Origin of the sequence: Pantoea sp. MQR6 (assembly GCF_022761075.1) — a bacterium.
Classification (GTDB): domain Bacteria; phylum Pseudomonadota; class Gammaproteobacteria; order Enterobacterales; family Enterobacteriaceae; genus Pantoea; species Pantoea phytostimulans.
In genome coordinates this window covers 1-25824 of record NZ_JAKYXB010000011.1, presented here as the reverse complement: position 1 = coordinate 25824, position 25824 = coordinate 1, and the positions used below count along the sequence as shown (strand labels likewise).

Annotated in this window: 46 protein-coding genes and 1 pseudogene; 6 read left to right on the top strand and 41 right to left on the bottom strand. The window is 47.8% G+C overall.

Annotated features, from left to right (window positions below; all coding sequences use genetic code 11):
* A partial coding sequence (locus MUG06_RS22565) for a hypothetical protein (protein ID WP_243080113.1) occupies positions 1–188 on the bottom strand: 188 nt, incomplete at its 3' end.
* Positions 189–283: 95 nt separating this feature from the next.
* On the opposite strand from MUG06_RS22565, the gene MUG06_RS22560 reads away from it, so the two are divergent.
* Entirely contained in the window at positions 284–835 is a 552-nt protein-coding gene (locus MUG06_RS22560; RefSeq protein WP_215845441.1) for a gamma carbonic anhydrase family protein, read from the top strand.
* Here MUG06_RS22560 and MUG06_RS22555 read toward each other — a convergent pair.
* Genes MUG06_RS22555 through dprA form a run of 6 tightly spaced genes read right to left on the bottom strand, consistent with a single transcriptional unit; the run spans position 805 to position 4601 of the window.
* On the bottom strand, positions 805–1059 hold the full coding sequence (locus MUG06_RS22555; protein WP_215845440.1) for a DUF1488 domain-containing protein: 255 nt from the start codon (positions 1057–1059) through the stop codon (positions 805–807). The genes MUG06_RS22560 and MUG06_RS22555 overlap by 31 nt on opposite strands.
* Positions 1056–1874, bottom strand: coding sequence for a shikimate dehydrogenase (gene aroE, locus MUG06_RS22550; RefSeq protein ID WP_243080112.1), 819 nt, complete (start codon positions 1872–1874; stop codon positions 1056–1058). The genes MUG06_RS22555 and aroE overlap by 4 nt, the downstream gene beginning before the upstream one ends.
* 3 nt (positions 1875–1877) lie before the next feature.
* Positions 1878–2450: an L-threonylcarbamoyladenylate synthase type 1 TsaC gene (gene tsaC, locus MUG06_RS22545; protein WP_243080111.1), complete on the bottom strand. Its 573-nt coding sequence runs from the start codon at positions 2448–2450 to the stop codon at positions 1878–1880.
* Between the two features lie 9 nt (positions 2451–2459).
* Complete coding sequence (locus MUG06_RS22540) at positions 2460–3005, bottom strand: type I DNA topoisomerase (protein ID WP_243080110.1); 546 nt, start codon at positions 3003–3005, stop codon at positions 2460–2462.
* Between the two features lie 26 nt (positions 3006–3031).
* Complete coding sequence (gene smg / locus MUG06_RS22535; RefSeq protein WP_215845437.1) at positions 3032–3505, bottom strand: DUF494 family protein Smg; 474 nt, start codon at positions 3503–3505, stop codon at positions 3032–3034.
* Complete coding sequence (gene dprA, locus MUG06_RS22530) at positions 3477–4601, bottom strand: DNA-protecting protein DprA (RefSeq protein ID WP_243080109.1); 1125 nt, start codon at positions 4599–4601, stop codon at positions 3477–3479. Before dprA ends, smg begins: the two co-directional genes overlap by 29 nt.
* A 117-nt stretch (positions 4602–4718) precedes the next feature.
* Here dprA and def point away from each other — a divergent pair, with 117 nt between their 5' ends.
* The 5 genes from def (at position 4719) to mscL (ending at position 9468) form a co-directional block, all read left to right on the top strand.
* Positions 4719–5231: a peptide deformylase gene (gene def, locus MUG06_RS22525; RefSeq protein WP_215845435.1), complete on the top strand. Its 513-nt coding sequence runs from the start codon at positions 4719–4721 to the stop codon at positions 5229–5231.
* A 20-nt stretch (positions 5232–5251) separates the two neighbouring features.
* Positions 5252–6196 (top strand): methionyl-tRNA formyltransferase, encoded by a 945-nt coding sequence (fmt, locus tag MUG06_RS22520; protein WP_243080108.1) that lies wholly within the window; start codon positions 5252–5254, stop codon positions 6194–6196.
* A 48-nt stretch (positions 6197–6244) separates the two neighbouring features.
* Positions 6245–7546 carry a 16S rRNA (cytosine(967)-C(5))-methyltransferase RsmB gene (gene rsmB / locus MUG06_RS22515; RefSeq protein WP_243080107.1) on the top strand — a complete coding sequence of 434 codons (1302 nt, stop codon included), beginning with the start codon at positions 6245–6247 and terminating at the stop codon, positions 7544–7546.
* 18 nt (positions 7547–7564) lie between these two features.
* On the top strand, positions 7565–8941 hold the full coding sequence (gene trkA, locus MUG06_RS22510) for a Trk system potassium transporter TrkA (RefSeq protein WP_215845434.1): 1377 nt from the start codon (positions 7565–7567) through the stop codon (positions 8939–8941).
* 116 nt (positions 8942–9057) lie between these two features.
* Positions 9058–9468: a large-conductance mechanosensitive channel protein MscL gene (gene mscL / locus MUG06_RS22505; RefSeq protein WP_243080106.1), complete on the top strand. Its 411-nt coding sequence runs from the start codon at positions 9058–9060 to the stop codon at positions 9466–9468.
* On the opposite strand, the gene MUG06_RS22500 is transcribed toward mscL, so the two are convergent.
* From MUG06_RS22500 to MUG06_RS22335, 34 genes and pseudogenes are all read right to left on the bottom strand, one after another.
* Entirely contained in the window at positions 9443–9697 is a 255-nt protein-coding gene (locus tag MUG06_RS22500; protein WP_243080105.1) for a ribosome alternative rescue factor ArfA, read from the bottom strand. The two genes, mscL and MUG06_RS22500, sit on opposite strands and share 26 nt — an antisense overlap.
* A gap of 50 nt (positions 9698–9747) precedes the next feature.
* Positions 9748–10167: a Zn(2+)-responsive transcriptional regulator gene (gene zntR, locus MUG06_RS22495; RefSeq protein ID WP_243080104.1), complete on the bottom strand. Its 420-nt coding sequence runs from the start codon at positions 10165–10167 to the stop codon at positions 9748–9750.
* Complete coding sequence (locus MUG06_RS22490) at positions 10168–10536, bottom strand: DUF1992 domain-containing protein (protein WP_243080103.1); 369 nt, start codon at positions 10534–10536, stop codon at positions 10168–10170. It lies immediately after the preceding gene.
* Positions 10537–10633: 97 nt separating this feature from the next.
* On the bottom strand, positions 10634–11020 hold the full coding sequence (gene rplQ / locus MUG06_RS22485; RefSeq protein ID WP_215845430.1) for a 50S ribosomal protein L17: 387 nt from the start codon (positions 11018–11020) through the stop codon (positions 10634–10636).
* A 40-nt stretch (positions 11021–11060) separates the two neighbouring features.
* Positions 11061–12050, bottom strand: a complete 990-nt coding sequence (gene rpoA / locus MUG06_RS22480; RefSeq protein WP_007891688.1) for a DNA-directed RNA polymerase subunit alpha — start codon at positions 12048–12050, stop codon at positions 11061–11063.
* Positions 12051–12075: 25 nt separating this feature from the next.
* Positions 12076–12696 (bottom strand): 30S ribosomal protein S4, encoded by a 621-nt coding sequence (gene rpsD, locus MUG06_RS22475; protein ID WP_215845429.1) that lies wholly within the window; start codon positions 12694–12696, stop codon positions 12076–12078.
* A 34-nt stretch (positions 12697–12730) separates the two neighbouring features.
* Positions 12731–13120, bottom strand: coding sequence for a 30S ribosomal protein S11 (gene rpsK, locus MUG06_RS22470; protein ID WP_004160563.1), 390 nt, complete (start codon positions 13118–13120; stop codon positions 12731–12733).
* 16 nt (positions 13121–13136) lie between these two features.
* Complete coding sequence (gene rpsM / locus MUG06_RS22465) at positions 13137–13493, bottom strand: 30S ribosomal protein S13 (protein WP_003850176.1); 357 nt, start codon at positions 13491–13493, stop codon at positions 13137–13139.
* Positions 13494–13639: 146 nt separating this feature from the next.
* Positions 13640–13756 (bottom strand): 50S ribosomal protein L36, encoded by a 117-nt coding sequence (gene rpmJ / locus MUG06_RS22460; RefSeq protein ID WP_004160566.1) that lies wholly within the window; start codon positions 13754–13756, stop codon positions 13640–13642.
* 32 nt (positions 13757–13788) lie between these two features.
* Positions 13789–15120, bottom strand: a complete 1332-nt coding sequence (gene secY, locus MUG06_RS22455) for a preprotein translocase subunit SecY (RefSeq protein WP_003850175.1) — start codon at positions 15118–15120, stop codon at positions 13789–13791.
* Between the two features lie 7 nt (positions 15121–15127).
* Positions 15128–15562, bottom strand: a complete 435-nt coding sequence (rplO, locus tag MUG06_RS22450) for a 50S ribosomal protein L15 (RefSeq protein WP_215845427.1) — start codon at positions 15560–15562, stop codon at positions 15128–15130.
* A 3-nt stretch (positions 15563–15565) separates the two neighbouring features.
* Positions 15566–15745: a 50S ribosomal protein L30 gene (gene rpmD, locus MUG06_RS22445; protein WP_193405648.1), complete on the bottom strand. Its 180-nt coding sequence runs from the start codon at positions 15743–15745 to the stop codon at positions 15566–15568.
* A 5-nt stretch (positions 15746–15750) separates the two neighbouring features.
* Entirely contained in the window at positions 15751–16251 is a 501-nt protein-coding gene (rpsE, locus tag MUG06_RS22440) for a 30S ribosomal protein S5 (protein ID WP_243080102.1), read from the bottom strand.
* A 14-nt stretch (positions 16252–16265) separates the two neighbouring features.
* Positions 16266–16619: a 50S ribosomal protein L18 gene (gene rplR / locus MUG06_RS22435; protein WP_003850163.1), complete on the bottom strand. Its 354-nt coding sequence runs from the start codon at positions 16617–16619 to the stop codon at positions 16266–16268.
* 9 nt (positions 16620–16628) lie between these two features.
* Positions 16629–17162 (bottom strand): 50S ribosomal protein L6, encoded by a 534-nt coding sequence (gene rplF, locus MUG06_RS22430; protein WP_215845426.1) that lies wholly within the window; start codon positions 17160–17162, stop codon positions 16629–16631.
* A gap of 12 nt (positions 17163–17174) precedes the next feature.
* Positions 17175–17567 carry a 30S ribosomal protein S8 gene (gene rpsH, locus MUG06_RS22425; RefSeq protein ID WP_243080101.1) on the bottom strand — a complete coding sequence of 131 codons (393 nt, stop codon included), beginning with the start codon at positions 17565–17567 and terminating at the stop codon, positions 17175–17177.
* 32 nt (positions 17568–17599) lie between these two features.
* A complete protein-coding gene (gene rpsN / locus MUG06_RS22420; protein ID WP_215845425.1) occupies positions 17600–17905 on the bottom strand; it encodes a 30S ribosomal protein S14 in 306 nt (101 codons plus the stop codon).
* Between the two features lie 14 nt (positions 17906–17919).
* Positions 17920–18459 (bottom strand): 50S ribosomal protein L5, encoded by a 540-nt coding sequence (rplE, locus tag MUG06_RS22415; RefSeq protein WP_003850155.1) that lies wholly within the window; start codon positions 18457–18459, stop codon positions 17920–17922.
* Between the two features lie 14 nt (positions 18460–18473).
* The gene (gene rplX / locus MUG06_RS22410) at positions 18474–18788 is read right to left on the bottom strand and encodes a 50S ribosomal protein L24 (RefSeq protein ID WP_243080100.1); all 315 of its coding nucleotides are present in this window, start codon (positions 18786–18788) and stop codon (positions 18474–18476) included.
* A 10-nt stretch (positions 18789–18798) separates the two neighbouring features.
* Positions 18799–19170, bottom strand: a complete 372-nt coding sequence (gene rplN / locus MUG06_RS22405; RefSeq protein ID WP_006120590.1) for a 50S ribosomal protein L14 — start codon at positions 19168–19170, stop codon at positions 18799–18801.
* A 168-nt stretch (positions 19171–19338) separates the two neighbouring features.
* A complete protein-coding gene (rpsQ, locus tag MUG06_RS22400; RefSeq protein WP_067427355.1) occupies positions 19339–19593 on the bottom strand; it encodes a 30S ribosomal protein S17 in 255 nt (84 codons plus the stop codon).
* Entirely contained in the window at positions 19593–19784 is a 192-nt protein-coding gene (gene rpmC / locus MUG06_RS22395; protein WP_003850146.1) for a 50S ribosomal protein L29, read from the bottom strand. The genes rpsQ and rpmC overlap by 1 nt, the downstream gene beginning before the upstream one ends.
* On the bottom strand, positions 19784–20194 hold the full coding sequence (gene rplP / locus MUG06_RS22390; protein WP_008927134.1) for a 50S ribosomal protein L16: 411 nt from the start codon (positions 20192–20194) through the stop codon (positions 19784–19786). The genes rpmC and rplP overlap by 1 nt, the downstream gene beginning before the upstream one ends.
* 12 nt (positions 20195–20206) lie before the next feature.
* Complete coding sequence (rpsC, locus tag MUG06_RS22385; RefSeq protein ID WP_215845423.1) at positions 20207–20905, bottom strand: 30S ribosomal protein S3; 699 nt, start codon at positions 20903–20905, stop codon at positions 20207–20209.
* Positions 20906–20922: 17 nt separating this feature from the next.
* Entirely contained in the window at positions 20923–21255 is a 333-nt protein-coding gene (rplV, locus tag MUG06_RS22380; protein WP_046289651.1) for a 50S ribosomal protein L22, read from the bottom strand.
* Positions 21256–21268: 13 nt separating this feature from the next.
* Entirely contained in the window at positions 21269–21547 is a 279-nt protein-coding gene (rpsS, locus tag MUG06_RS22375; RefSeq protein WP_001138115.1) for a 30S ribosomal protein S19, read from the bottom strand.
* 16 nt (positions 21548–21563) lie between these two features.
* Positions 21564–22385 (bottom strand): 50S ribosomal protein L2, encoded by an 822-nt coding sequence (rplB, locus tag MUG06_RS22370; RefSeq protein WP_215845422.1) that lies wholly within the window; start codon positions 22383–22385, stop codon positions 21564–21566.
* 17 nt (positions 22386–22402) lie between these two features.
* The gene (gene rplW, locus MUG06_RS22365; RefSeq protein WP_215845421.1) at positions 22403–22705 is read right to left on the bottom strand and encodes a 50S ribosomal protein L23; all 303 of its coding nucleotides are present in this window, start codon (positions 22703–22705) and stop codon (positions 22403–22405) included.
* Entirely contained in the window at positions 22702–23307 is a 606-nt protein-coding gene (gene rplD / locus MUG06_RS22360; RefSeq protein ID WP_243080099.1) for a 50S ribosomal protein L4, read from the bottom strand. Before rplD ends, rplW begins: the two co-directional genes overlap by 4 nt.
* Before the next feature lie 10 nt (positions 23308–23317).
* Positions 23318–23947, bottom strand: a complete 630-nt coding sequence (gene rplC / locus MUG06_RS22355) for a 50S ribosomal protein L3 (protein ID WP_243080098.1) — start codon at positions 23945–23947, stop codon at positions 23318–23320.
* A gap of 32 nt (positions 23948–23979) precedes the next feature.
* Positions 23980–24291 carry a 30S ribosomal protein S10 gene (rpsJ, locus tag MUG06_RS22350; RefSeq protein ID WP_001181005.1) on the bottom strand — a complete coding sequence of 104 codons (312 nt, stop codon included), beginning with the start codon at positions 24289–24291 and terminating at the stop codon, positions 23980–23982.
* Positions 24292–24777: 486 nt separating this feature from the next.
* Positions 24778–25251, bottom strand: coding sequence for a bacterioferritin (gene bfr, locus MUG06_RS22345; RefSeq protein WP_215845420.1), 474 nt, complete (start codon positions 25249–25251; stop codon positions 24778–24780).
* A gap of 106 nt (positions 25252–25357) precedes the next feature.
* Positions 25358–25552: a bacterioferritin-associated ferredoxin gene (gene bfd, locus MUG06_RS22340; protein ID WP_215845419.1), complete on the bottom strand. Its 195-nt coding sequence runs from the start codon at positions 25550–25552 to the stop codon at positions 25358–25360.
* Between the two features lie 164 nt (positions 25553–25716).
* Positions 25717–25824 (bottom strand): annotated as a pseudogene (locus tag MUG06_RS22335) (elongation factor Tu); the annotation flags it as partial.

Below are 25824 nucleotides of genomic sequence, written 5' to 3'. Positions count from 1 at the left end.
TTACGCTTCTCTCCTTCAGAGTCAACCCCTTTTTCAGAAGTTTTCTCCGGCGACCCAGTTTCCTGTGTCTCCTGAACCGCCATCCCGTTGCCGGTTTGCCGTGTCAGTGGAGGCGCATTATAGGGATCCAATTTCTTAGCACAAGCCTTTTTCTGGATCTTTTTTCTAAGTGGCGAGAAAACATTCATATTGATGAGATCGTCATCGATCTCAGGCAGAATCCCCTTGCCTGACGCTAAAAATCACACCAGGCTGCAAAGAAACTAAGTAAAGGAGAGCTTTTATGTCATCAGCCTTACGTCCTTACAAACGCCTTTATCCACAGCTGGGCCAGCGCGTAATGATAGATCCGACCAGCGTTGTCGTTGGGGATGTCATCATGTCGGATGATGTTAGTATTTGGCCCTTGGTTGCTATTCGTGGAGATGTGAATCAAGTGCGTATTGGTGCCCGTACTAACATACAGGACGGCAGCGTTCTGCACGTCACTCATAAATCAGCATCAAATCCCGAAGGTTACCCTCTAATAATTGGTGAAGATGTCACGGTTGGGCATAAAGCAATGCTACACGGCTGCACTATAGGTAATCGTGTTTTGGTTGGGATGGGGTCTATTTTGTTGGATGCGGTCGTTGTAGAAGATGATGTGATGATTGGTGCAGGAAGCTTGGTGCCTCCAGGTAAACGTCTCGAAAGCGGTTATCTATATTTAGGAAGTCCGGTAAAACAGATTCGACCGCTTAACGAAAAGGAAATTGAAGGGCTGCTGTATTCGGCTAATAATTATGTCGGATGGAAAGATGACTATTTGACAGAAAGCCAAACCCAACCCTGAACATCAACTTCATCTCGACGAATACAGCGTTCGGCTTCTTCTTCCAGATCCCAGCGGTGGTTGCTAAAAAGCGTCATCGCTTCCTCGTCGCCAAAACGTTGATGTAACGCCTCTGTATGGATGGCACAGGTCAGCCCCATGCCATTAACTAATACAGGAAAACAAATAGCGTTTAAATTCGGATCGAGATGCTCTCGATCGGGAAATTGAATCGCCTGATTCATAGCTCTAGCTCTCTTTTCAAAGATTCAATTACTGGCGCGGTATCAGGCATAACGCCATGCCATAAATGAAAGGCATGTGCCGCTTGTCCCACCAGCATGCCCAGACCGTCGGCTAAATGAAGTGCACCAAACTGTTGGCACCAATATAAGAACGGCGTTTGCCCAGACTGATAAAACATGTCATAGCAGCGTAAGCTGGGATGCACTAACGAAACAGGTAAGGGTGGAGTTTGCCCATCAACGCCACTAGACGTAGCATTAATGATGAGTTCGAACGCTTTGCCTTCTAATTCATCAAAGCTACAAGTATTGATTGCACCGCTGTGTTTAAAGAGATTTGCTAATTCATCTGCTCGCGAGCGCGTACGATTAGTCACGGTTAATGCAATGCCCAAAGAAAGTAAGGGTAGAATTACGCCACGTGCAGCGCCGCCTGCCCCGACCAGAAGAACTCTGTCTCCCGGCTTAATCATCGAGAGACGTTCGAGATCGCTCAATAAACCAATACCATCAGTATTGTCGCCGAGGATAGTGCCATCTTTGCGCTTCTTTAATGTATTCACTGCGCCGGAAAGGGCTGCCCGCTCGCTAAGCTCGTCTGCCAATTTCCATGCCTGCTGCTTAAAAGGCAGGGTGACATTTGCCCCTACGCCTTCTTGAGCAAAGAACTCAGCGATTTCCTGCGGAAATCCATCTAGCGGAGCACAAATACGGCCGTAGCGATGTTCTATTCCCGTCTGTTGGGCAAAGGCTTGGTGAATGAATGGTGACTTACTGTGGCTAACAGGGTTACCAAAAACAGCATAGTTATTCATAAATTATCCCTGTCGTATGAGATCACCGGTGATGACGTCGCGAATTTCGGAAGGATTTTGCCTCCCACCGGTTAATCCCGGGAGGACAGGAAAGTCATTACCAAACTGCACTTTTACTTCTTCTATTGTACGGCAAGGCGGTTGCCCCGAAAGATTAGCGCTGGTTGAAACTAAAGGTTTACCAAATGCGCGGCATAATGCTTGTACATCAGGATGATCACTGACTCGTATCGCCAATGAATCAAATTTTCCCGTTAACCAACGGGGAGTATGCGGCGGAGCCGGCACAACAAATGTTACTGGTCCAGGCCAGCAGGCAAACATCCGCTCTCGCTGGATGACTGAAAGCTCTCGATCGGACACATAGGGTTCTAATTGCGCATATTCAGAAGCAATCAGGATCAACCCTTTTTCGACGGGTCTTTGTTTAAGAGCTAATAACGCCATTACTGCACTTTCATTATCCGGATCGCACCCCAGCCCAAAAACAGCTTCAGTAGGATAGGCGATTACGGCGTGACGTTTAAGGTGACCTACGCAATCATTTAACGAAGTAGAAAGATCTTGGTTATGCATGTTGAACTCTTAATTCTCTTGAGCGATAGCTTTGCCGCAACTTTTACTGGCACAGAACAGCTTTACGCCCTGCGCAGTTTTTTTCTCAACTAATAAAGGAAACTGGCAATATGGACACACGCCTGCAATTGGGGTGAGATTTACTGCAAATTGACAGGCCGGATAACGATCGCAGGCATGAAACGTTTTGCCGAAGCGCGATCGGCGCTGTACAAGCTTGCCTTTCTGACACTGAGGACAATCAATCGTAGTCTCATCTGGTTTGTCGATGGTTTCCGTATAAGCGCATTCGGGATAATGGCTGCAACCGATAAACATACCGTAGCGCCCTTGGCGCAGCACTTTATCTGCTCCACAATCCGGGCAAGCATGCCCCTCCAACACTTTAACGATATGGCCATCAGCCTGATTTTTCAGTGGGCGGATATAATCGCAAGCAGGATAATTTGCGCAGCCAAGAAAAGGTCCATGTTTGCCAGAACGAATAACAAGTTCTGCCCCGCAAGCGGGGCAGGGATCCTGTTTTCGCACAGCGAAGAGTGCAGTTTTACTCATAACGATAGAGATGTATGAAAAGGAATTTAATGCAGCATACCTTCATTGACGTCGAATAGCAGTTCTTCCATCTGCTGATAAGCGTTTTCACATCCAGGTATATTAAATAAAACCATTAATATTACCCACTTAAGGTCCTCAAGATCGAAGTCTGGAGTATCAAGCGCCATGACACGTTCAATGACCATTTCACGTGTTTCCAAATTCAAAACTTGAATTTGTTCCAAAAATAATAGGAAACCACGGCTTTCAGCATCTAAACGTTTGCTCTCTTCATCTGTATAGATACGCATGGAGAGCGGATCATTTGTCAGTAAAATTGGCGCAACCAGCCCTTCTTGATAGTCCGCCAACTTCTCTAACCAGTTCAACGCATTATAAATATCTTCACGATGAAAACCGGCATCCGTCAAGTCATCTGTCAATCTGTCCTGATCAACACCCATTTCTGCTTCGTTGTGGATATATGTCTCAAACAAGTACATGAGTACGTCGAACATGGCATGCCCTCCTCAATCGGACATAGCCGCCGGGTACAGCTGCGATCCATCCTGCTAACTCCAGTTCCAGCAACTGAGCTGAGATAACTGGCACAGGTTGGCCGGCACGTTCAGCGACAACGTCAACAGGTGTAACCTCATCACCTACGTTAGCCAACACATCGGCAAATGGCAATGGAGCATGAACATTGTCATCACAATATATTTCATCTGATTTTGTAACAGGTAACCAGTTAAGCGCACTGCCCAAATCTTCGAGAATATTATTGGGGTGCGCCACTAACATTGCGCCTTGTTGGATTAGCCAATTTGTACCTTCGCTGCTGGGATTACCCAATGACCCGGGCAAAGCATAGACGTTACGATTTTGCTCAAGGGCATAACGTGCGGTAACAAGTGAACCGCTCTTGAGTGAGGCTTCAACCACTAACACACCTTGGCTCAGGCCACTGATAATACGATTACGTCGAGGGAAATGGGTGGCGTTAGGTGGTGCATTTAGCGGGAATTCTGAGATAATCGCCCCACCTTTTTCTACGATTTCTTCAGCGAGTGCGAAATGAGATTTCGGATAGAGGTGCTTCAAACCGCTACCCAATACTGCCACCGTTTTGCCTTCGACATTAAGTGCAGCATGATGTGCAACGCCATCAATGCCACGGGCTAACCCACTCGTTATAGTCAAACCACTTAACGCCAATTGTTGAGTAAACCATTCGCACCAGTGTCGTCCATAATGTGAGCAATTACGGCTCCCGACCACAGCCAACTGCGGTGTATTTAGAGCTGCAGGATCGCCCTTGATATAAATAAGCGGCGGGAAGCGATCAGTCTCAGTAAGCAAAGCGGGGTAATGGTCATCAAGCGCCGTAAGGAGATGGTGTTTGCGATGACTGGCGAGCCATGCCTGTAGCTCTTTGAAATTAGCCTGCTGGAAACTATTGAATTGTTGTCGTTGGCGCTCATCAAATTTAAGCTGAGACAAATGTTTAGCGACATCACCCCCGCTTAAAAGCAGGTTTGCGGCTTCAAGCCAACGCTTACCAACCATTCCGCTAACAGCGGCTAATTGTAGACATAACGCCATCTTTTCCATTTTTTAGCATCCATTTTCGCTGAGGCTTCCTGCGGTGGAATGCTGTCAATCATGCCCCAAAAAGTCTACAATATGAGGTAGTAATCTTTACTTAACCGAATACAGATCTGGAAATTTATGTCAGTTTTGCAGGTATTACATTTCCCTGACGAGCGTCTGCGCAAAATCGCCGCGCCAGTTAAAGAAGTTAACGCAGATATTCAGCGTATCGTGGATGATATGTTTGAAACGATGTACGCCGAAGAAGGCATTGGGCTGGCCGCTACGCAAGTCGATATTCATCAACGCATCATAGTGATTGATGTTTCTGAAAGCCGTGAAGAACGCTTGGTGCTGATTAATCCCGAGTTGCTGGAAAAAAGTGGCGAAACGGGAATTGAAGAAGGTTGTCTCTCTATACCCGATCAACGCGCTTTCGTACCGCGTGCTGAGCGTGTAAAAATTCGTGCGCTCGATCGCGATGGTAATAGCTTTGAGCTGGAAACCGGTGATTTGTTGGCAATCTGTATCCAGCATGAAATTGATCACCTGGACGGCAAACTTTTTATTGATTATCTGTCGCCGTTGAAGCGTCAGCGAATCAAAATGAAATTAGAGAAGCTGGCGCGTCAAAACACGCGAGAATCTTAAGCTCTTTAGAAGGGATAAATGTGTCTGCCCCATTAAAAATAATCTTCGCTGGCACACCTGACTTTGCAGCGCGTCATCTTGACGCGCTGCTCGCTTCTGAGCATCAGGTAGTGGCTGTATTTACACAGCCCGATCGCCCTGCAGGCCGTGGTAATAAATTGACGCCTAGTCCGGTAAAGGTTTTGGCTCAGTCAAACGACATTCCAGTCTTCCAACCTAAATCATTACGCCCTGAAGAGAGTCAGCAGTTGGTTGCCAATCTTCAGGCAGATATTATGGTTGTCGTTGCCTATGGTTTGATCCTGCCAAAAGCGGTTCTTGATATGCCACGATTAGGATGCATTAACGTGCACGGCTCGCTACTCCCTCGCTGGCGTGGTGCAGCACCCATTCAGCGTGCGCTGTGGGCTGGAGATAACGAAACGGGTGTCACTATCATGCAGATGGATGTCGGCCTGGATACCGGCGATATGCTGTATAAGCTTGCCTGCCCTGTCACCGCTGAAGATACCAGTGCAACGCTTTATAACAAACTTGCACAGCTTGGGCCGCAAGGATTACTGGATACGCTGTCGCAGCTTGCTGATGGCCGTGCGCATCCAGAAAAGCAGGATGAAGCATTAGCCAATTATGCAGAGAAATTGAGTAAAGAAGAGGCGCGTCTTAACTGGCAGCTCCCCGCGATGCAACTTGAGCGCTGCATTCGCGCTTTCAATCCATGGCCAATGAGTTTTTTCAACATTGATGATCAGCCAATTAAAGTCTGGCAAGCAAGCGTGCTTCCGCATGCTGATAAGCAACCCGGTGAAATCATCCAGGCTGATAAACAAGGTATACAAATAGCGACAGCAGAGGGCGTGCTCAATTTGCTCCAGCTTCAACCTGCTGGGAAAAAGCCAATGTCTGCACAAGATCTTCTCAACTCGCGCCGTGAATGGTTTGAACCTGGAACTATTCTGGCCTGACCCTTTAGCCCGGTAATCACCGGGCTTTTTGTTTGATGACAAAAACCTATGAACAAAAATACCAATCTACGTAGCCTTTCAGCCCAGCTTATCGAACGTGTTGTCGACAAAGGTGAATCACTCAATACCGTATTGCCTCAGGCACAAAAAAAACTGTCCGATAAAGACAGCGCACTAGTGCAAGAAATTTGCTTCGGTGTACTACGCACTTTGCCACAGCTTGAAGCCTTGATTGGTAAATTAATGGAACGCCCCCTGACGGGTAAACAACGCGTTTTACATTATTTGATCATGGTTGGATTGTATCAATTACTCTACACACGCATACCTGCTCACGCTGTTTTGGCAGAAACTGTTGCGGGTGCAGAAGTTTTAAAACGTGGTAGCTTGAAAGGCTTATTAAATGGCGTGCTTCGCCAGTTTCAGCGACAGCAGGATGCATTGCTTGCCAGTATAAAAGAGGGTCCACAGCGCTACCTCCATCCTGGATGGCTACTGAAGCGTTTGCAAATTGCCTGGCCTACACAATGGCAACAAATTGTTGAAGCAAACAACGTTCGTCCGCCAATGTGGCTACGCGTAAACCAGCAACATCATTCTCGTGATAGCTGGCTTGCTTTATTAGCTGAAACTCAAAAAACAGCCTTTATAGATGCTGAAGTGCCTGAGGCTTTGCGACTCGAATCCCCTACGTCTGTGACCCAACTGCCAGGCTTCGATCAAGGCTGGGTAACAGTTCAAGATGTTTCAGCTCAACGCTGCGCTTTATTGCTTGAGCCTAAAAATGGTGAATACATTCTCGATCTCTGTGCAGCACCGGGTGGAAAAACCACTCATATTTTAGAAATCGCACCTGAAGCTCGGGTGCTTGCAGTGGATATTGATGCACAGCGTCTGGTGCGCGTGCATGAAAATTTACAACGGCTAGGGATGAAGGCTGAAGTGAAGCAAGGCGATGGTCGCTCTCCCCAAGATTGGTGTGGCGATGAACTGTTTGATCGAATTTTACTTGATGCGCCTTGTTCAGCGACTGGTGTCATTCGTCGACATCCAGATATTAAGTGGCTGCGCCGCGAACGCGATATTGCCGAACTAGCCAAACTTCAATCTGAGATCATTGAAGCTATTTGGTCCCAGCTCAAACCCGGCGGAACGCTATTGTATGCGACATGTTCCATACTCCCGGATGAAAATCAGCTGCAGATAAGCGCATTTCTGGAACGCCATAATGATGCTGTCGCGTGCTCACTTTTTGGTGCGCCTGAAACAGGCTTGCAAGTATTTCCAACTGTCGATGGTGGCGATGGTTTCTTCTACGCTAAGCTTGTGAAGAAACCTGAGGTAAATTGAAATGAGCATTCTTAATCGATGAAAATCATTATTCTTGGTGCCGGTCAGGTAGGTGGCACACTGGCAGAGAACCTGGTCGGCGAAAATAACGACATAACGGTAGTTGATACCGATTCAACGCGTCTACGTCAGTTACAAGATAAGTTTGATCTGCGTGTTGTTCAGGGCCATGGTTCTCATCCGCGTATTTTGCGCGAAGCCGGTGCCGAGGATGCTGACATGTTGGTTGCTGTCACTAACTCTGACGAGACCAATATGGTTGCCTGCCAAATCGCCTATTCACTTTTCAATACGCCTAACCGTATTGCCCGTATCCGTGCTGCTGATTATTTGCGTGATGCGGATAAATTATTTATTCCAGAAGCCGTGCCCATTGACCACCTTATCTCTCCAGAGCAATTAGTCATCGATAATATTTATCGATTAATTCAGTATCCTGGCGCATTGCAAGTCGTTAATTTTGCTGAAGGGAAAGTGAGTCTTGCCGTAGTAAAAGCTTACTATGGTGGGCCTTTAGTCGGGAATCCACTTTCTATCCTACGCGAACATATGCCGCACATTGATACGCGTGTCGCCGCCATTTTTCGTCAGGATCGCCCTATCCGCCCGCAAGGTTCAACCATTGTAGAAGCGGGCGATGAAGTGTTTTTTATAGCGGCCAGTCAAAATATTCGTGCTGTTATGAGCGAAATGCAGCGGCTCGAAAAGCCTTATAAACGCATCATGCTTGTTGGTGGTGGAAACATTGGTTTTGGTTTAGCCCAAAGACTTGAGAAAAATTACAGCGTCAAATTAATAGAGCGCAATCCACAACGCGCTGCAGAACTGGCAGAGCGTCTTGAGGATACGATCGTGTTTTATGGTGATGCTTCTGACCAAGAGTTGCTGGCAGAAGAACATGTTGAACAAGTTGACTTGTTTATCGCTGTTACCAATGACGATGAAGCTAATATCATGTCTGCGATGCTCGCGAAAAAGATGGGCGCGAAGAAAGTCATGGTGTTGATACAACGTCGTGCTTATGTCGATTTAGTGCAAGGAAGCGTTATTGATATTGCGATATCACCACAGCAAGCAACTATATCTGCCCTGCTGGGCCATGTGCGCAAAGCTGATATCGTAGGCGTTTCATCTTTACGTCGTGGTATTGCCGAGGCAATAGAAGCCATAGCCCACGGTGATGAAACAACATCACGTGTCGTTGGGCGTCCAATTGATGATATTAAACTGCCACCTGGTACTATTATTGGTGCCATAGTACGTGGCGATGATGTCATGATTGCTAATGACAATCTGCGCATAGAACAAGGCGATCATGTCATCATGTTTTTGACAGATAAAAAGTTTGTTCCTGATGTTGAACGGCTATTCCAGCCTAGCCCTTTCTTTTTATAGTAGAAATGAACGTTAAAATACTAACTCAAGATAATTCTGCTAATTGCGCATCGATGATGGCAAATACAGGAAGCTTTGTTAGACTTTAGGTCATTGGCCAGGGCAAGGAGAGAAGAATGAGTTTATTCAAAGAGTTTCGTGATTTTGCAATGCGTGGAAACGTGGTTGATCTCGCGGTTGGTGTGATCATCGGTGCAGCATTCGGCAAAATCGTTTCATCTTTAGTCGCAAACATAATTATGCCACCACTAGGATTGCTGATTGGTGGCGTTGATTTTAAATCATTTAGCTGGGTGCTCAAACCTGCAGAAGGAGAGACGCCGGCAGTAATAATGCAGTATGGTATTTTCATTCAGACAGTTTTTGATTTCATTATTGTTGCCTTCGCGATTTTTATGGCTATTAAATTGATGAACAAACTGCACAAGAAAAAAGAAGTTGAAAAACCAGCTGCAAAACCGAGTAATGAAGAGGTTCTGCTCACTGAGATTCGTGATTTGCTTAAACAGCAAAATACAAAAATTTAAAATAGGCCGCCAACGAGGCGGCTTTTTTATAGTTTAAAGAAGGGCAGTGATAAATTTTGGATTTATCACTGCCCTCCCAAATATTTTCCTTATTCGATTTTTGTTTGCGCTTAAAGCTGCCTTTCCCTTTACGCTGTTGCACAATACGCTGACGGTACAGCGGATCGTGAAGCAATGCTTCAATAGCATTGTCTCTAATTATCCCTTTGGTATGTTTATAACCACTCATATATTCTCCTGTAACGTATTCCTGTTTTGTATATTGCAATGTAACACAGCCTAACTTTCATTCAACACTGGACCACGTTCTAACGCCTCCAGAATTGAGCAGGCAACACTTGTATGACTATCACCGCAACATGCTTCTGATAAATGAAGGAGCGATTGCTGCATTACTTTTAACTCAGCCATCATTTTATTAACTTCATTAAGTCTTTTTTCAACTATGGCTTTTGATTCATGGCAGGTGTGTTTAGCAGGTTCGACTCGAATAGAAAGCAACTCTCTGATTGATTCGAGGCTAAAACCTAACTGGCGACCATAGCGAATAAATTTTAAACGTTGAAGATCGCTACTGCTATAAAGTCTAAAACCACCCTCCGTTCGAATCTCATGATCCATCATATGTTGCTTCTCGTAAAAGCGAATCGTATCTGGCGTAACATCCGCTAGCTTTGCAAGCTGACCAATACGATACATTTAATTCTCCCCCAAGCGTTGGCGAATGGATTTTCCATATTCGCTATGAAGAAAGTCTGTATTCATTCCCGCTTGATGAAGTTTAAACTCTAACAACATTAGCTGTTTACGATGATTTGAATATTGAGGATCTTCAGGATCGAGTTGCTGGAGAAGATCGTTGATTTCTATAGCCTGACGCCGTATTTCAAGTTCTGGCGGTAAAAAGCCTGAATTTTTAAGCAGCCGATAGCCCGCTCGGAGTTCTGAAGGTACGTGACTGTCATCATCGAGCTTGAGAGGTTTACCCTCCCCGGGAAGATGACTAAGTTCACCTTTATCCTGTGCTGCTTTTATATGCTGCTCAGCAAGTTGATCGAGTAACCACATAAGTGCCTCCAAAATCGCATGATGATCAGAATAGTTAATTTGCTTAACGATAGGCAATAAAAAACCCGCCGAAGCGGGTTCTTTACGTTGCTACAGATTACTCTGCAACAGCTTCTGCTTGAGCTTCTGGACGATCAACCAGCTCGATGTATGCCATCGGAGCGTTGTCACCAGCGCGGAAGCCACACTTCAGAATACGAGTGTAACCACCGGCACGGCTCGCGAAACGCGGGCCCAGTTCATTAAACAGTTTTGCCACGATCTCGTTATCACGAGTACGGGCGAATGCCAGACGACGATTAGCTACGTTGTCGGTCTTGGCAAGAGTAATCAGCGGCTCAACTACGCGGCGCAACTCTTTGGCTTTCGGCAGAGTCGTCTTGATGATCTCATGACGAACCAAAGAGCCAGCCATGTTGCGAAACATAGCCTGACGATGGCTGCTGTTGCGGTTCAGTTGACGACCACTCTTACGATGGCGCATGACCTTATCCTTCTCAGTGAAACCTTAACCTGTGATCCGGTTATTCATCAGCAATGCTTGCCGGCGGCCAATTCTCGAGGCGCATGCCCAAAGAAAGACCACGTGAGGCGAGCACATCTTTAATCTCAGTAAGAGATTTTTTACCCAGGTTAGGCGTTTTAAGCAGCTCAACCTCAGTACGCTGTACCAGATCACCGATGTAGTGGATAGCTTCTGCCTTAAGGCAGTTAGCAGAGCGGACAGTCAATTCCAAATCATCAACTGGGCGCAGCAAGATCGGATCGAATTCTGGTTTCTCTTCTTTAACTTCTGGCTGACGTACATCACGTAAGTCAACAAAAGCTTCAAGTTGTTCAGCCAGGATGGTAGCTGCACGACGAATCGCCTCTTCAGGATCGATTGTGCCGTTAGTCTCCATTTCGATGACCAGCTTATCCAAATCAGTACGTTGTTCTACACGCGCTGCTTCAACATTGTAGGCGATACGGTCTACAGGGCTATAGCATGCGTCAACCAACAGACGGCCGATTGGGCGCTCATCTTCTTCCGAATGAATTCGGGCAGAAGCCGGCACATAACCACGTCCACGCTGAACTTTGATACGCATGCTAATAGATGCGTTCTCATCGGTCAGATGACAGATTACATGCTGAGGCTTGACGATTTCGACATCACCATCATGGGTGATGTCGGCTGCAGTCACAGGGCCAATGCCAGATTTATTCAGCGTTAAGATAACTTCATCTTTCCCCTGAACTCTTACCGCCAGCCCTTTCAGGTTGAGCAGGATTTCCAGGATATCTTCCTGTACGCCCTCTTTGGTGCTGTACTCATGCAGTACACCATCAATTTCAACCTCGGTCACCGCGCAACCCGGCATGGAAGAAAGCAGAATACGGCGCAGTGCGTTACCAAGAGTATGGCCAAAGCCACGCTCTAACGGCTCAAGGGTCACCTTGGCGTGCGTCGAACTCACTTGCTCGATATCTACCAGGCGCGGTTTTAGAAACTCTGTCACAGAACCCTGCATTGTGTCCTCTCTTTGGTACTAAGCTTTACTTGGAGTAAAGCTCGACGATCAGGTGTTCGTTAATGTCCGCAGACAGATCAGTACGCTCAGGAATACGCTTGAACACACCTTCCATCTTAGTCGCATCAACTTCCAGCCAGGTTGGCTTTTCACGCTGCTCAGCCAGCTCCAGAGCGGCCTTCACGCGAGATTGCTTTTTGGCTTTCTCACGGATGCTAACAACATCATTCGGAGATACCTGATAAGAAGCGATGTTAACAACGCGGCCATTTACCAAAATAGACTTGTGGCTTACCAACTGACGTGATTCTGCACGCGTTGCACCAAAGCCCATACGATAAACTACGTTGTCCAGACGGCCTTCCAGCAGAGCCAACAGGTTTTCACCGGTGTTGCCTTTCAGACGTGCTGCTTCTTTATAGTAGTTACGGAACTGACGCTCAAGAACACCGTAGATACGACGAACTTTTTGCTTTTCACGTAACTGACCGCCGTAGTCAGACAGACGCGGTTTACGCGCACCATGCTGGCCAGGGGCTTGTTCAATTTTACACTTGGTGTCAATCGCGCGAACGCCAGACTTAAGGAATAAGTCAGTGCCCTCACGACGGCTCAGCTTGAGCTTAGGACCCAAATATCTTGCCATTTTCTTTCTCCAACTATCCTAAAAAACGAGGGCGTTATACGCGACGTTTTTTCGGCGGACGACAACCGTTATGAGGGATAGGAGTCACATCAGTAATATTAGTGATGCGGAAACCAGCGGCGTTCAGAGCACGAATAGTTGATTCGCGACCCGGACCCGGACCCTTAACCATAACTTCCAGGTTCTTAATACCGTAATCTTTTACCGCTTCTGCACAGCGCTCTGCAGCGACCTGAGCAGCAAACGGAGTAGATTTACGTGAACCGCGGAAACCGGAACCACCGGCGGTTGCCCAACCCAATGCGTTACCCTGACGATCAGTAATAGTAACGATGGTGTTGTTAAAAGAAGCATGGACATGAGCCACGCCATCTGAGACTTGTTTTCTTACACGCTTGCGTGCACGAACTGGTGCCTTTGCCATTATTTACTCACCCCGATTATTTCTTGATCGGTTTACGCGGACCCTTACGGGTACGTGCGTTGGTCTTAGTACGCTGACCGCGAACCGGCAGACCACGACGATGGCGCAAACCACGATAGCAACCAAGGTCCATAAGACGCTTGATGCTCAGGGTGATTTCACGGCGCAGATCACCTTCTACAACGAATTTAGCAACTGCATCACGCAGCTGATCAATTTGTTCTTCAGACAGCTCACTGATCTTAACATTTTCAGCAATACCCGTTGAAGCGCAGATGGCTTTTGAACGAGTCTTACCGATACCGAAGATCGAAGTTAATGCGATAACGGTATGTTTTTGATCAGGAATGTTAATGCCTGCTATACGGGCCACTATGCACTCCTATTATTAAATAAGCACGTCCCATGCTGAAAAGCCCGTTTTCAGGATACTCAAATGGCAACGTACTGACATACAAAAGATTGGCTGGCTAATCTAGCCAGCTCAACCCGACTTTGCAAGAAAAATATGTGACAATATCAGCCTTGGCGCTGTTTATGCTTTGGCTCGGCACTGCAGATCACACGAACGACACCGTCGCGACGAATGATTTTGCAGTTACGACATAATTTCTTGACGGAAGCACGAACTTTCATTTTTACTCTCCGTAACTTCTCAACCACCTGAATTAACGGCCATAGCCCTTCAGGTTAGCTTTCTTCAGTGCAGACTCGTACTGACTTGACATCATTAAAGTTTGCACTTGAGCCATAAAGTCCATGATGACGACCACTACGATGAGCAGTGACGTACCGCCAAAGTAGAAGGGGACCTTCATCGCATCACGCATGAACTCCGGGATAAGGCAGATAAAAGTAATATACAGAGCGCCAATTAAGGTCAAACGTGTCATTACTTTATCGATGTACTTCGCCGTTTGCTCTCCCGGACGAATTCCCGGTACGAATGCACCAGACTTCTTCAGGTTATCTGCTGTTTCACGTGGGTTGAAAACCAACGCCGTGTAGAAGAAACAGAAGAAGATGATTGCAGTCGCATAGAGTAGCACATAAAGCGGCTGTCCTGGTTGCAAATACAGCGAAATAGTTGTCAGCCAGTTCCAACCGGTCCCGCCCCCAAACCACGATGCAATCGTTGCCGGGAACAGAATAATGCTGGAAGCAAAAATAGCTGGGATTACGCCCGCCATATTCACTTTCAACGGTAAATGTGTGCTCTGTGCAGCGTATACACGACGACCTTGTTGACGTTTTGCATAGTTCACCACAATGCGGCGTTGACCACGCTCAACGAAAATAACAAAGAAGGTCACTGCAAATACAAGAACTGCAACCAACAGCAACAGAAGGAAGTGCAGGTCACCTTGCCGCGCTTGCTCGATGGTATGGCCAATGGCCGGCGGTAAACCCGCAACAATACCTGCGAAGATAATGATCGAAATACCGTTACCGATACCCCGTTCAGTAATCTGTTCGCCTAGCCACATCAAGAACATCGTTCCTGAGACCAGACTCACAACAGCGGTAAAATAGAAGGCAAAGCCCGGATTCATCACCAGGCCCTGCATTCCAGGCATATTCGGCAAACCGGTAGCAATACCAATCGACTGAAATATGGCTAATACCAACGTACCGTAACGAGTGTACTGACTAATCTTACGACGGCCAGCCTCCCCTTCCTTCTTGATTTCCGCTAACGCTGGATGAACCACCGTCAATAACTGGATGATTATCGATGCCGAAATATACGGCATGATACCCAGTGCGAAAATAGAAGCACGGCTAAGAGCACCACCAGAGAACATGTTAAACATTTCAATGATGGTGCCACGCTGTTGTTCAAGCAGTTTGGCAAGTACAGTGGCATCAATACCGGGGATTGGAATAAAAGAGCCAATACGGAAGACAATCAGTGCACCGATAACAAACAAAAGTCTGCGTTTCAGTTCACCAAAGCCGCCTTTGGCGCTTTGAAAATCTAATCCCGGTTGTTTAGCCATCTGCTACTTATTCCTCAATTTTACCGCCAGCAGCTTCGATTGCAGCACGAGCACCTTTAGTGACACGTAAACCGCGAATCGTTACCGGTGTAGAAACTTCACCAGACAGAATTACTTTTACGAATTCAATCTGCACACCGACAATGTTGGCTGCTTTCAGCGTGTTCAGGTCTACGATACCGCCTTCAACTTTCGCCAGATCAGACAGACGAATCTCTGTGGTGATCATTGATTTGCGAGAGGTGAAGCCGAATTTCGGCAGACGACGGTACAGAGGCATCTGACCGCCTTCAAAACCGCGACGTACGCCACCGCCAGAACGTGAGTTCTGACCTTTGTGACCACGACCACCGGTTTTACCGAGGCCAGAACCAATACCACGACCTAAACGCTTAGGTGCGTGCTTAGACCCGTCGGCCGGAGACAGAGTATTTAAACGCATCTCTTACTCCTCCACTTTAACCATATAGGAAACCGCGTTAACCATACCGCGTACAGCAGGCGTATCTTCACGCTCAACGGTGTGGCCAATACGACGCAGACCCAGGCCAACCAGTGTGGCTTTATGCTTAGGCAAACGGCCAATTGCACTGCGGGTTTGAGTGATTTTAATAGTGTTAGCCATCGTGATTACCCCAGAATTTCTTCAACGGATTTACCACGCTTGGCAGCGACCATTTCCGGAGAATTCATATTGCCCAGGCCATCAATCGTTGCACGAACCACGTTAATCGGGTTGGTGGAACCATATGCTTTAGCCAGAACGTTATGTACTCCAGCGACTTCCAGGACGGCGCGCATTGCACCACCGGCGATGATACCGGTACCTTGAGAAGCCGGCTGCATGAACACGCGGGAACCCGTGTGAGCACCTTTAACAGGGTGCTGCAGAGTGCCGTTGGTCAGCGCGACGTTAATCATATTGCGACGGGCTTTCTCCATCGCTTTCTGGATCGCTGCTGGAACTTCACGCGCTTTACCGTAACCAAAACCAACGCGGCCGTTACCATCACCCACTACAGTCAGTGCGGTGAAGGAAAAAATACGACCACCTTTTACAGTTTTAGAAACACGGTTTACCGCGATCAGTTTTTCCTGCAGTTCGCCAGCTTGTTTCTCGATGTGTGCCATCTTAGACCTCTACCTTAGAACTGAAGGCCAGCTTCACGAGCAGCATCTGCCAGTGCCTGGACGCGACCATGATATTGGAAACCGGAACGGTCGAAAGAAACACCAGTGATGCCTTTTTCGATTGCGCGTTCTGCAATAGCTTTACCTACAGCAGCTGCGGCTTCTTTATTACCGGTATACTTCAGTTGTTCAGTGATAGCTTTTTCTACAGTAGAAGCAGCGACCAGAACTTCGGAACCGTTCGGGGCGATTACCTGTGCGTAAATGTGACGCGGGGTACGATGTACCACCAGGCGAGTAGCACCCAGCTCTTTGAGCTTGCGACGTGCACGGGTCGCACGACGGATACGAGCAGATTTCTTATCCATAGTGTTACCTTACTTCTTCTTAGCCTCTTTGGTACGCACGACTTCGTCGGCGTAACGGACACCCTTGCCTTTATAAGGCTCAGGACGACGGTAGGCGCGCAAGTCAGCTGCAACCTGGCCGATCAACTGTTTATCTGCACCTTTCAGTACGATTTCAGTCTGAGTCGGACACTCTGCAGTGATACCCGCGGGCAGCTGGTGATCTACTGGATGAGAAAAACCCAGAGACAGGTTAACTACGTTGCCTTTAATGGCAGCACGATAACCTACACCAACCAGCTGCAGCTTCTTAGTGAAGCCTTCGGTAACACCGATAACCATTCCGTTAAGCAGCGCGCGAGAAGTACCCGCTTGCGCCCAGCCATCAACGAAACCTTCGCGTGGAGCGAAAGTAAGAGCGTTGTCAGCATGCTTAACTTCAACAGCATCATTGATAGTACGAGTCAGCTCGCCGTTTTTACCTTTAATCGAAATTACCTGACCGTTGAGTTTTACCTCTACGCCGGCAGGAACAACGACAGGTGCTTTAGCAACACGAGACATAGTATCCTCCGATTACGCTACGTAGCAGATAATTTCGCCACCAAGACCAGCTTGGCGCGCTGCACGATCAGTCATGACACCTTTAGATGTAGAAACTACAGCGATGCCCATACCAGCCATTACCTTTGGCAGCTCATCTTTTTTCTTATAGATGCGCAGACCAGGACGGCTTACTCGCTGAATGCTTTCTACAACAGCTTTTCCCTGGAAATACTTAAGAGTAAGTTCCAGTTCCTGCTTGATGTCGCCTTCGATTTTAAAATCTTCAATATAGCCTTCTTCTTTCAGCACGTTGGCAATTGCCAATTTCAGCTTGGAAGAGGGCATGATGACCGCAACTTTGTTTGCGGCCTGACCGTTACGGATACGGGTCAGCATATCCGCGATCGGATCTTGCATGCTCATCTGTGTTACTCCCGTGATTCAATTGGTGACAATTACCAGCTAGCCTTTTTAAGACCCGGGATTTCACCGCGCATTGCGGCTTCACGGACCTTGATACGGCTCAACCCAAACTTCCGCAGGAAACCGTGCGGACGACCTGTTTGACGGCAGCGGTTACGCTGACGTGAAGGGCTGGAATCACGCGGCAGACTCTGCAGCTTCAGAACAGCATCCCAACGATCTTCGTCGGAAGCGTTCACATCAGAAATGATCGCTTTCAGTTCAGCGCGTTTTGCGAAGAATTTGTCTGCTAAATTCGCACGCTTAACTTCGCGTGCTTTCATAGATTGCTTAGCCATTAAGTAACCCTACCTTACTTACGGAACGGGAAGTCAAAGGCAGCCAGCAGAGCACGGCCTTCATCATCAGATTTCGCAGTAGTGGTAATGGTGATATCCAAACCACGAACGCGATCGACTTTGTCGTAGTCGATTTCTGGGAAGATGATCTGCTCACGTACACCCATGCTGTAGTTGCCACGACCATCGAATGACTTAGCGGACAGGCCACGGAAGTCACGGATACGTGGAACAGCAATGGTGACCAGACGCTCAAAGAACTCCCACATGCGTTCGCCACGCAGAGTTACTTTACAGCCGATCGGATAGCCCTGACGGATTTTGAAGCCTGCAACTGATTTGCGTGCTTTGGTGACTAACGGCTTTTGGCCGGAGATTGCTGCCAAGTCAGCTGCTGCGTTATCCAGCAGTTTCTTGTCAGCGATCGCTTCACCTACACCCATGTTCAGGGTGATCTTCTCGACCCGAGGGACTTGCATGACAGAATTGTAGCCAAACTCTGTCATGAGTTTCTGGACTACTTCGTCTTTGTAGTAATCATGCAGTTTCGCCATCGTACTACTCCAAATTACTTGATAGTTTCGCTATTAGATTTAAAGAAACGGACTTTTTTGCCGTCTTCGAATCTAAAGCCTACACGGTCTGCCTTGCCAGTTGCCGTATTGAACAGTGCAACGTTAGAAACCTGCACTGCAGCTTCCTTTTCAACGATGCCACCTGGTTGGTTCAGAGCCGGAACCGGCTTCTGATGTTTCTTCACCAGGTTGATACCTTCAATAATGACCTTGCCAGAAGACAGGACATTCTTAACTTTACCGCGCTTACCTTTATCTTTACCGGTTAACACGATAACTTCGTCGTTACGACGGATTTTAGCTGCCATTGTTCGCTCCTTAGAGTACTTCTGGTGCCAGAGAGATAATTTTCATGAACTTTTCAGTACGAAGTTCACGAGTTACCGGCCCAAAAATACGCGTACCGATAGGCTGCTCACTGTTATTGTTTAAAATAACGCATGCATTACCATCGAAGCGAATGACAGAACCGTCCGGGCGACGAACACCCTTCCTGGTGCGCACCACTACCGCCTTCAGGACATCACCTTTTTTCACCTTACCACGCGGAATTGCTTCCTTGATGGTAACTTTGATGATATCGCCGACGCCTGCGTAGCGACGGTGCGAGCCACCCAGAACCTTGATACACATTACGCGACGTGCACCGGAGTTGTCGGCGACGTTCAGCATAGTCTGTTCTTGGATCATTTTAGTGCTCCGCTAATGTCAACTACTACTTCGGGACCTAGACCTCAGGTCGTTAGAAAGCCCCATAATTGAGGGCGCGGCATTATAACACCGGTTCTCGCAGATGGGTAGAAAAAATGAACGGCTCTTGCGAGCCGTTCATCAGATTTTTAAAGAGGGCGAATTCTATTACAGAATCGCTTTCTCTACAACGCGAACCAGCGTCCAAGACTTAGTCTTAGACAGTGGACGGCATTCGCGGATTTCAACCACGTCACCGATACCACATTCGTTGTTCTCGTCATGGATGTGCAGCTTGGTCGTACGCTTAATGAATTTACCGTAAATTGGGTGCTTCACGAAACGTTCGATAGCGACAACTGCAGATTTCTGCATTTTGTCACTGATCACACGACCTTGCAGAGTACGGATTTTATCGGTCATTACGAACCCGCCTTCTCAGTCAGTAAAGTCTTAACGCGTGCAACATCACGGCGAACTTGCTTCAGCAGATGGGTCTGCTGCAGCTGGCCAGATGCTGCCTGCATGCGCAGGTTAAATTGCTCACGCAGCAGATTAAGCAGCTCAGTGTTCAGCTCTTCAACGCTTTTTTCACGCAGCTCAGTTGCTTTCATTACATCACCGTCTTAGTTACAAAGGTGGTTTTGATAGGCAGTTTTGCTGCTGCCAGCTTGAATGCTTCACGGGCCAGCTCTTCTGGTACGCCGTCCATTTCATACAGGACTTTACCAGGCTGGATCAGGGCAACCCAATACTCAACGTTACCCTTACCTTTACCCATACGCACTTCCAGCGGCTTCTCGGTGATCGGTTTGTCCGGGAATACACGGATCCAAATCTTACCTTGACGCTTAACTGCACGGGTCATAGCACGACGTGCTGCTTCGATCTGACGAGCAGTCAGACGACCACGGCCAACAGCTTTCAGACCGAAAGTACCGAAGCTGACATCCGTACCGGCAGCCAGACCGCGGTTACGGCCTTTGTGCACTTTACGGAATTTCGTACGCTTTGGTTGTAACATCAGCGACTCTCCTTACTTACGGCCTTTACGCTGCTGCTTTTTAGGTTGAGCAGCCGGTTCCGGTTGTTCAACAGCAGCCATACCACCCAGGATCTCACCTTTGAAGATCCATACCTTAACGCCGATTACACCATAAGTGGTGTGCGCTTCTGAGGTGTTGTAGTCGATGTCAGCACGCAGAGTGTGCAACGGCACGCGACCTTCACGGTACCATTCGGTACGTGCGATCTCGGCGCCGCCCAGACGGCCGCTAACTTCAACTTTAATACCTTTCGCGCCCAGACGCATGGCGTTCTGAACAGCACGCTTCATCGCACGACGGAACATCACACGACGCTCCAGCTGTGAAGTGATGCTGTCAGCTACCAGTTTCGCGTCCAGTTCCGGTTTACGGACTTCGGCGATGTTGATCTGTGCAGGAACGCCAGCGAGTTTCGCGACGACCGTGCGCAGTTTTTCAACGTCTTCACCTTTCTTACCGATAACGATGCCCGGACGAGCAGTGTGAATAGTCACACGGATGCTCTTCGCTGGACGCTCGATAACGATACGAGATACAGACGCTTTAGCCAGTTCTTTAGTCAGGAACTGACGTACTTTAAAATCGCTGTCCAGGTTGTCAGCGAATTCTTTGGTGTTCGCAAACCAAGTAGAGTTCCATGGTTTTACAATACCCAGGCGAATACCATTAGGATGTACTTTCTGACCCATTGCTAGTCTCCAGAGTCTCAGCGATCGGACACAACCACAGTGATGTGGCTGGTGCGCTTCAGGATGCGATCTGCACGACCTTTGGCACGCGGCATAATGCGTTTCATGGTCGGACCTTCATCAACGAAAATTTTCGTGATTTTCAGATCGTCGATATCAGCGCCATCGTTGTGTTCAGCGTTAGCAATGGCAGATTCCAAGACTTTTTTGACCAATACAGCAGCTTTCTTATTGGTGTAGGTCAAAATATCCAGAGCCTGCGACACTTTCTTACCGCGAATCAGGTCAGCCACCAGGCGTACCTTCTGAGCAGAAGAACGAGCATGGCGATGTTGAGCAATAGTTTCCATCTCTTCCTCCTACTTATTTCTTCTTGGCTTTTTTATCAGCCGCGTGACCGCGATAAGTACGTGTCGGCGCGAATTCACCCAATTTGTGACCAACCATTTCGTCGGAAACAAAGACAGGAACGTGCTGACGACCATTATGGACAGCGATGGTCAAACCGATCATGTTAGGAAAGATCGTTGAACGACGGGACCAAGTGCGCAAAGGCTTCTTGTCACCGCTTTCCACCGCTTTCTCTACCTTCTTCAGCAAGTGCAGGTCAATAAAAGGACCTTTCTTGAGAGAACGTGGCATGGCTTATCCTCTAATATTATTTGCTACGGCGACGTACGATAAATTTATCGGTACGCTTGTTGCTACGGGTCTTCTTACCTTTGGTCTGAACGCCCCACGGAGTTACCGGGTGCTTACCAAAGTTACGACCTTCACCACCACCGTGCGGGTGATCAACTGGGTTCATCGCGGTACCACGAACGGTCGGACGAATACCACGCCAACGGGTTGCACCGGCTTTACCCAGAACGCGCAGCATATGCTCAGCGTTACCGACTTCGCCCAGAGTTGCGCGGCAGTCAGATTCGACTTTACGCATTTCACCTGAACGCAGACGCAGGGTCACGTAGGAACCTTCACGCGCAACGATCTGCACGTAAGCACCAGCAGAGCGAGCAATCTGACCGCCTTTGCCTGGTTTCATTTCTACGTTATGAACGGTAGAACCTACTGGGATGTTACGCATCGGCAGGGTATTACCTGCTTTGATCGCAGCATCAACGCCAGATTGAATCTGGTCGCCAGCTTTCAGGCCTTTAGGGGCCAGGATATAACGGCGCTCGCCGTCTTTGTACAGAACCAGTGCGATGTTCGCAGAGCGGTTCGGATCGTACTCAAGACGTTCAACAACTGCCGGGATACCATCTTTGTTGCGTTTGAAGTCAACCAGACGGTATGCCTGCTTATGACCACCACCGATGTGACGGGTAGTGATACGACCGTTGTTGTTGCGGCCACCGGATTTGCTGTTTTTTTCCAGCAACGGGGCAAACGGCTTGCCCTTGTGCAGCTCTGGGTTCACCACTTTAACAACGTGACGACGACCCGGAGATGTCGGTTTACATTTAACAACTGCCATTGTCTTTCTCCTCCGACTTACTCAGCGCCGCCGACGAAGTCCAGATTCTGGCCTTCCTTCAGGGTGACGTAAGCTTTTTTCCAGTCGCTACGACGACCGATACGCTGTCCGTGACGCTTAACTTTACCTTTAACAACTAAGGTGTTTACGTCTTTAACTTCTACTTCGAACAGTTTCTCAACAGCAGCAAAAATCTCTGCTTTAGTCGCGTCTTTAGCTACTTTGAGTACGATGGTATTGGTTTTTTCCATCGCGCTAGATGCTTTTTCAGATACATGCGGCGCGCGCAGTACTTTCAGCAGACGTTCTTCACGGATCATGCCAGCATCTCCTCAACTTGCTTAACTGCATCAGCAGTCATAACGACTTTGTCGAAGGCGATCAGGCTAACTGGATCGATACCTGCTGCATCACGCACGTCAACCTTGTACAGGTTACGCGCAGCCAGGAACAGATTCTCATCCAGTTCACCGGTGATGATCAACACGTCTTCCAGCGCCATGTCTTTCAGTTTCTGTACCAGCAGCTTGGTTTTCGGTGCTTCTACAGCAAATGATTCGACAACGATCAGACGATCTTGACGTACCAGTTCGGACAGGATGCTTTTCAGCGCGCCGCGGTACATCTTTTTATTAACTTTTTGACTGTGATCCTGCGGCTTCGCAGCGAAAGTCACACCACCTGAACGCCAGATTGGGCTCTTAACAGAACCTGCACGAGCACGGCCGGTGCCTTTCTGACGCCAAGGCTTTTTGCCTGAACCGGTTACTTCTGCGCGAGTTTTCTGCGCGCGAGTACCCTGGCGGGCGCCTGATGCGTAAGCAACAACAACCTGGTGAACCAGCGCTTCGTTAAAATCACGACCGAAGGTAGTTTCGGAAACAGTCAGCGCGCTCTGCGCGTCTTTCAATACTAATTCCATTGCTATCCCCTTACGCCTTCACAGCTGGTTTAACAATCAGGTCGCTACCGGTCGCACCGGGAACTGCACCTTTAACCAGCAGCAGGTTGCGCTCAGCGTCAACACGTACTACATCCAGGCTCTGAACGGTTACGCGCTCGTTACCCAGCTGACCTGCCATCTTCTTGCCTTTGAACACTTTGCCCGGAGTCTGGTTCTGACCGATTGAACCCGGAACGCGGTGTGACAAGGAGTTACCGTGAGTAGCGTCCTGGGTACGGAAGTTCCAGCGCTTAACGGTACCAGCGAAACCTTTACCTTTAGAGGTGCCAGTTACGTCAACTTTTTTAACTTCAGCGAAAATCTCAACGCTGATGCTCTGACCTACAGAAAACTCTTCACCTTCAGCGGTGCGGAATTCCCACAGGCCACGGCCAGCTTCTACGCCAGCTTTAGCAAAATGACCAGCTTCAGGTTTGTTCACACGGTTTGCTTTTTTAGCACCGGTGGTAACCTGAATTGCCTGGTAACCATCGTTCTGCAGGGCTTTAACCTGAGTAACGCGGTTCGCTTCAACTTCGATTACGGTGACGGGGATAGATACGCCATCTTCAGTGAAGATGCGGGTCATGCCCACTTTTTTACCGACTAAACCAATCATTGTTTCAACCTCTCAATCGCTCGATGACCTGATTAACCCAGGCTGATCTGCACGTCAACACCGGCAGCCAGATCCAGACGCATCAGAGCATCAACGGTTTTTTCAGTTGGCTCAACGATGTCTACCAGACGCTTGTGAGTGCGAATTTCGTACTGATCACGCGCATCTTTGTTAACGTGCGGAGAGATCAGAACGGTAAAACGCTCTTTGCGGGTTGGCAGCGGGATCGGACCACGAACCTGCGCACCAGTGCGCTTGGCGGTCTCAACGATTTCCGCGGTTGATTGATCGATCAGACGATGATCAAACGCTTTAAGACGGATACGGATTCTTTGGTTCTGCATGAGACCAGAGCTCCAAACTTTTTATAGACGAAAAAAATTACTACTCGAACCCATTACGATTGATGGGAGAGTGTAATCGTTCAGCATATAACTCCCCAATTGGGAGTATTGTCAGACGGCCCAAAATTCTGCCGTCTACGATTCTGCTCGAATCGCGCCTACCAATGTCGGCAGGCCCGCGCATTATACGTAAATCTGTTCAGGAAGCAACCCGCGTTCTTGTTATAACCCCCATTCTCACGAAAATATTATCCGCTCACTCCTCCCCTTTGCATGGCTGGTAACATAAGAAGGGGTGATTTGATGGGTAGCTTAAGGTGAATTTCTCTATACCTGTTCTGATGCAGCTGCGTGCTGCAGCGAAAATATGTAGAGATTTTAATGAGGGATTTTTTGGCAGGCTAAAAAGATTAACCACTTAACAAGCCCGCGTTTTCGTATCTTCAATGATTCGCGGGCTTGGCGTAGTGTTGGTTTGAGTCAGATTCATTCGTCTTTTATTTGTGCCAGTAGGTAATTTTGAATACCCAATTTTTGTATCAGATCGAGTTCCGTCTCTAGCCAGTCAATGTGATGTTCTTCTTCAGCTAAAATTTCAATCATCATATCGCGGCTAACGTAATCATGGATTTTATCTGCGTAGGTAATGGCTTCACGCAAATCCTTCGCTCCCTCAAGTTCAAGAGCCAAATCTGAGTTCAACATCTCAGGAACATCTTCGCCAATTCGAAGTCTGCCTAGATCTTGTAAGTTGGGTATACCTTCAAGGAACAAAATTCGCTCAATGTACTTGTCCGCATGTTTCATCTCATCTATTGATTCATGATATTCAACATCATTGAGGCGTATCAGGCCCCAATTTTTAAACATACGCGCATGAAGAAAATACTGATTGATAGCAACCAATTCATTTCCCAGCAATTTATTGAGATGACTTATGATTTTGACGTCGCCCTTCATTTTGCTTCCTCCGCTTCCAGTTATCTTGAGCGTAGATGCGTATAAAAAGAAGTCAAAAAAACGCGACAAATATTGTGGGTATTTAGCAGGAATTTAAAACAGCAATTTAAATAGCTTCTTTATACAGCGGTACAAGCTGCATCTCTTCGTCCATTATTTCACGTGTGGCACGAATACACTTCCCGCATTGCTTCCCCACGGGAACAATTTGGCGCAGTTGCTGGATAGATTTTGGCTGGTAGCGGCGAACCGCTTCACGGATAGTTTTATCGCTGATGGCATTGCACAGGCAGACGTACATTTACTCTTCACTCTGGTACATTTTCTATACGTAGTGTAAATGCGAATAGTTTTTATTTCAAACCCAGGCTTTGTGGGGTAATTAGAAAAAGAGCAAAAAAAAAGAGCACCGAAGTGCTCTTTCTGCATAGTGGCTGCAATACACAGCCACTTAAGCAATCACAATTAAGCGATAACTTTAGCAACAACGCCCGCACCAACGGTACGGCCGCCTTCACGGATTGCGAAGCGCAGACCGTCGTCCATTGCGATTGGGTGAATCAGGGTAACAAC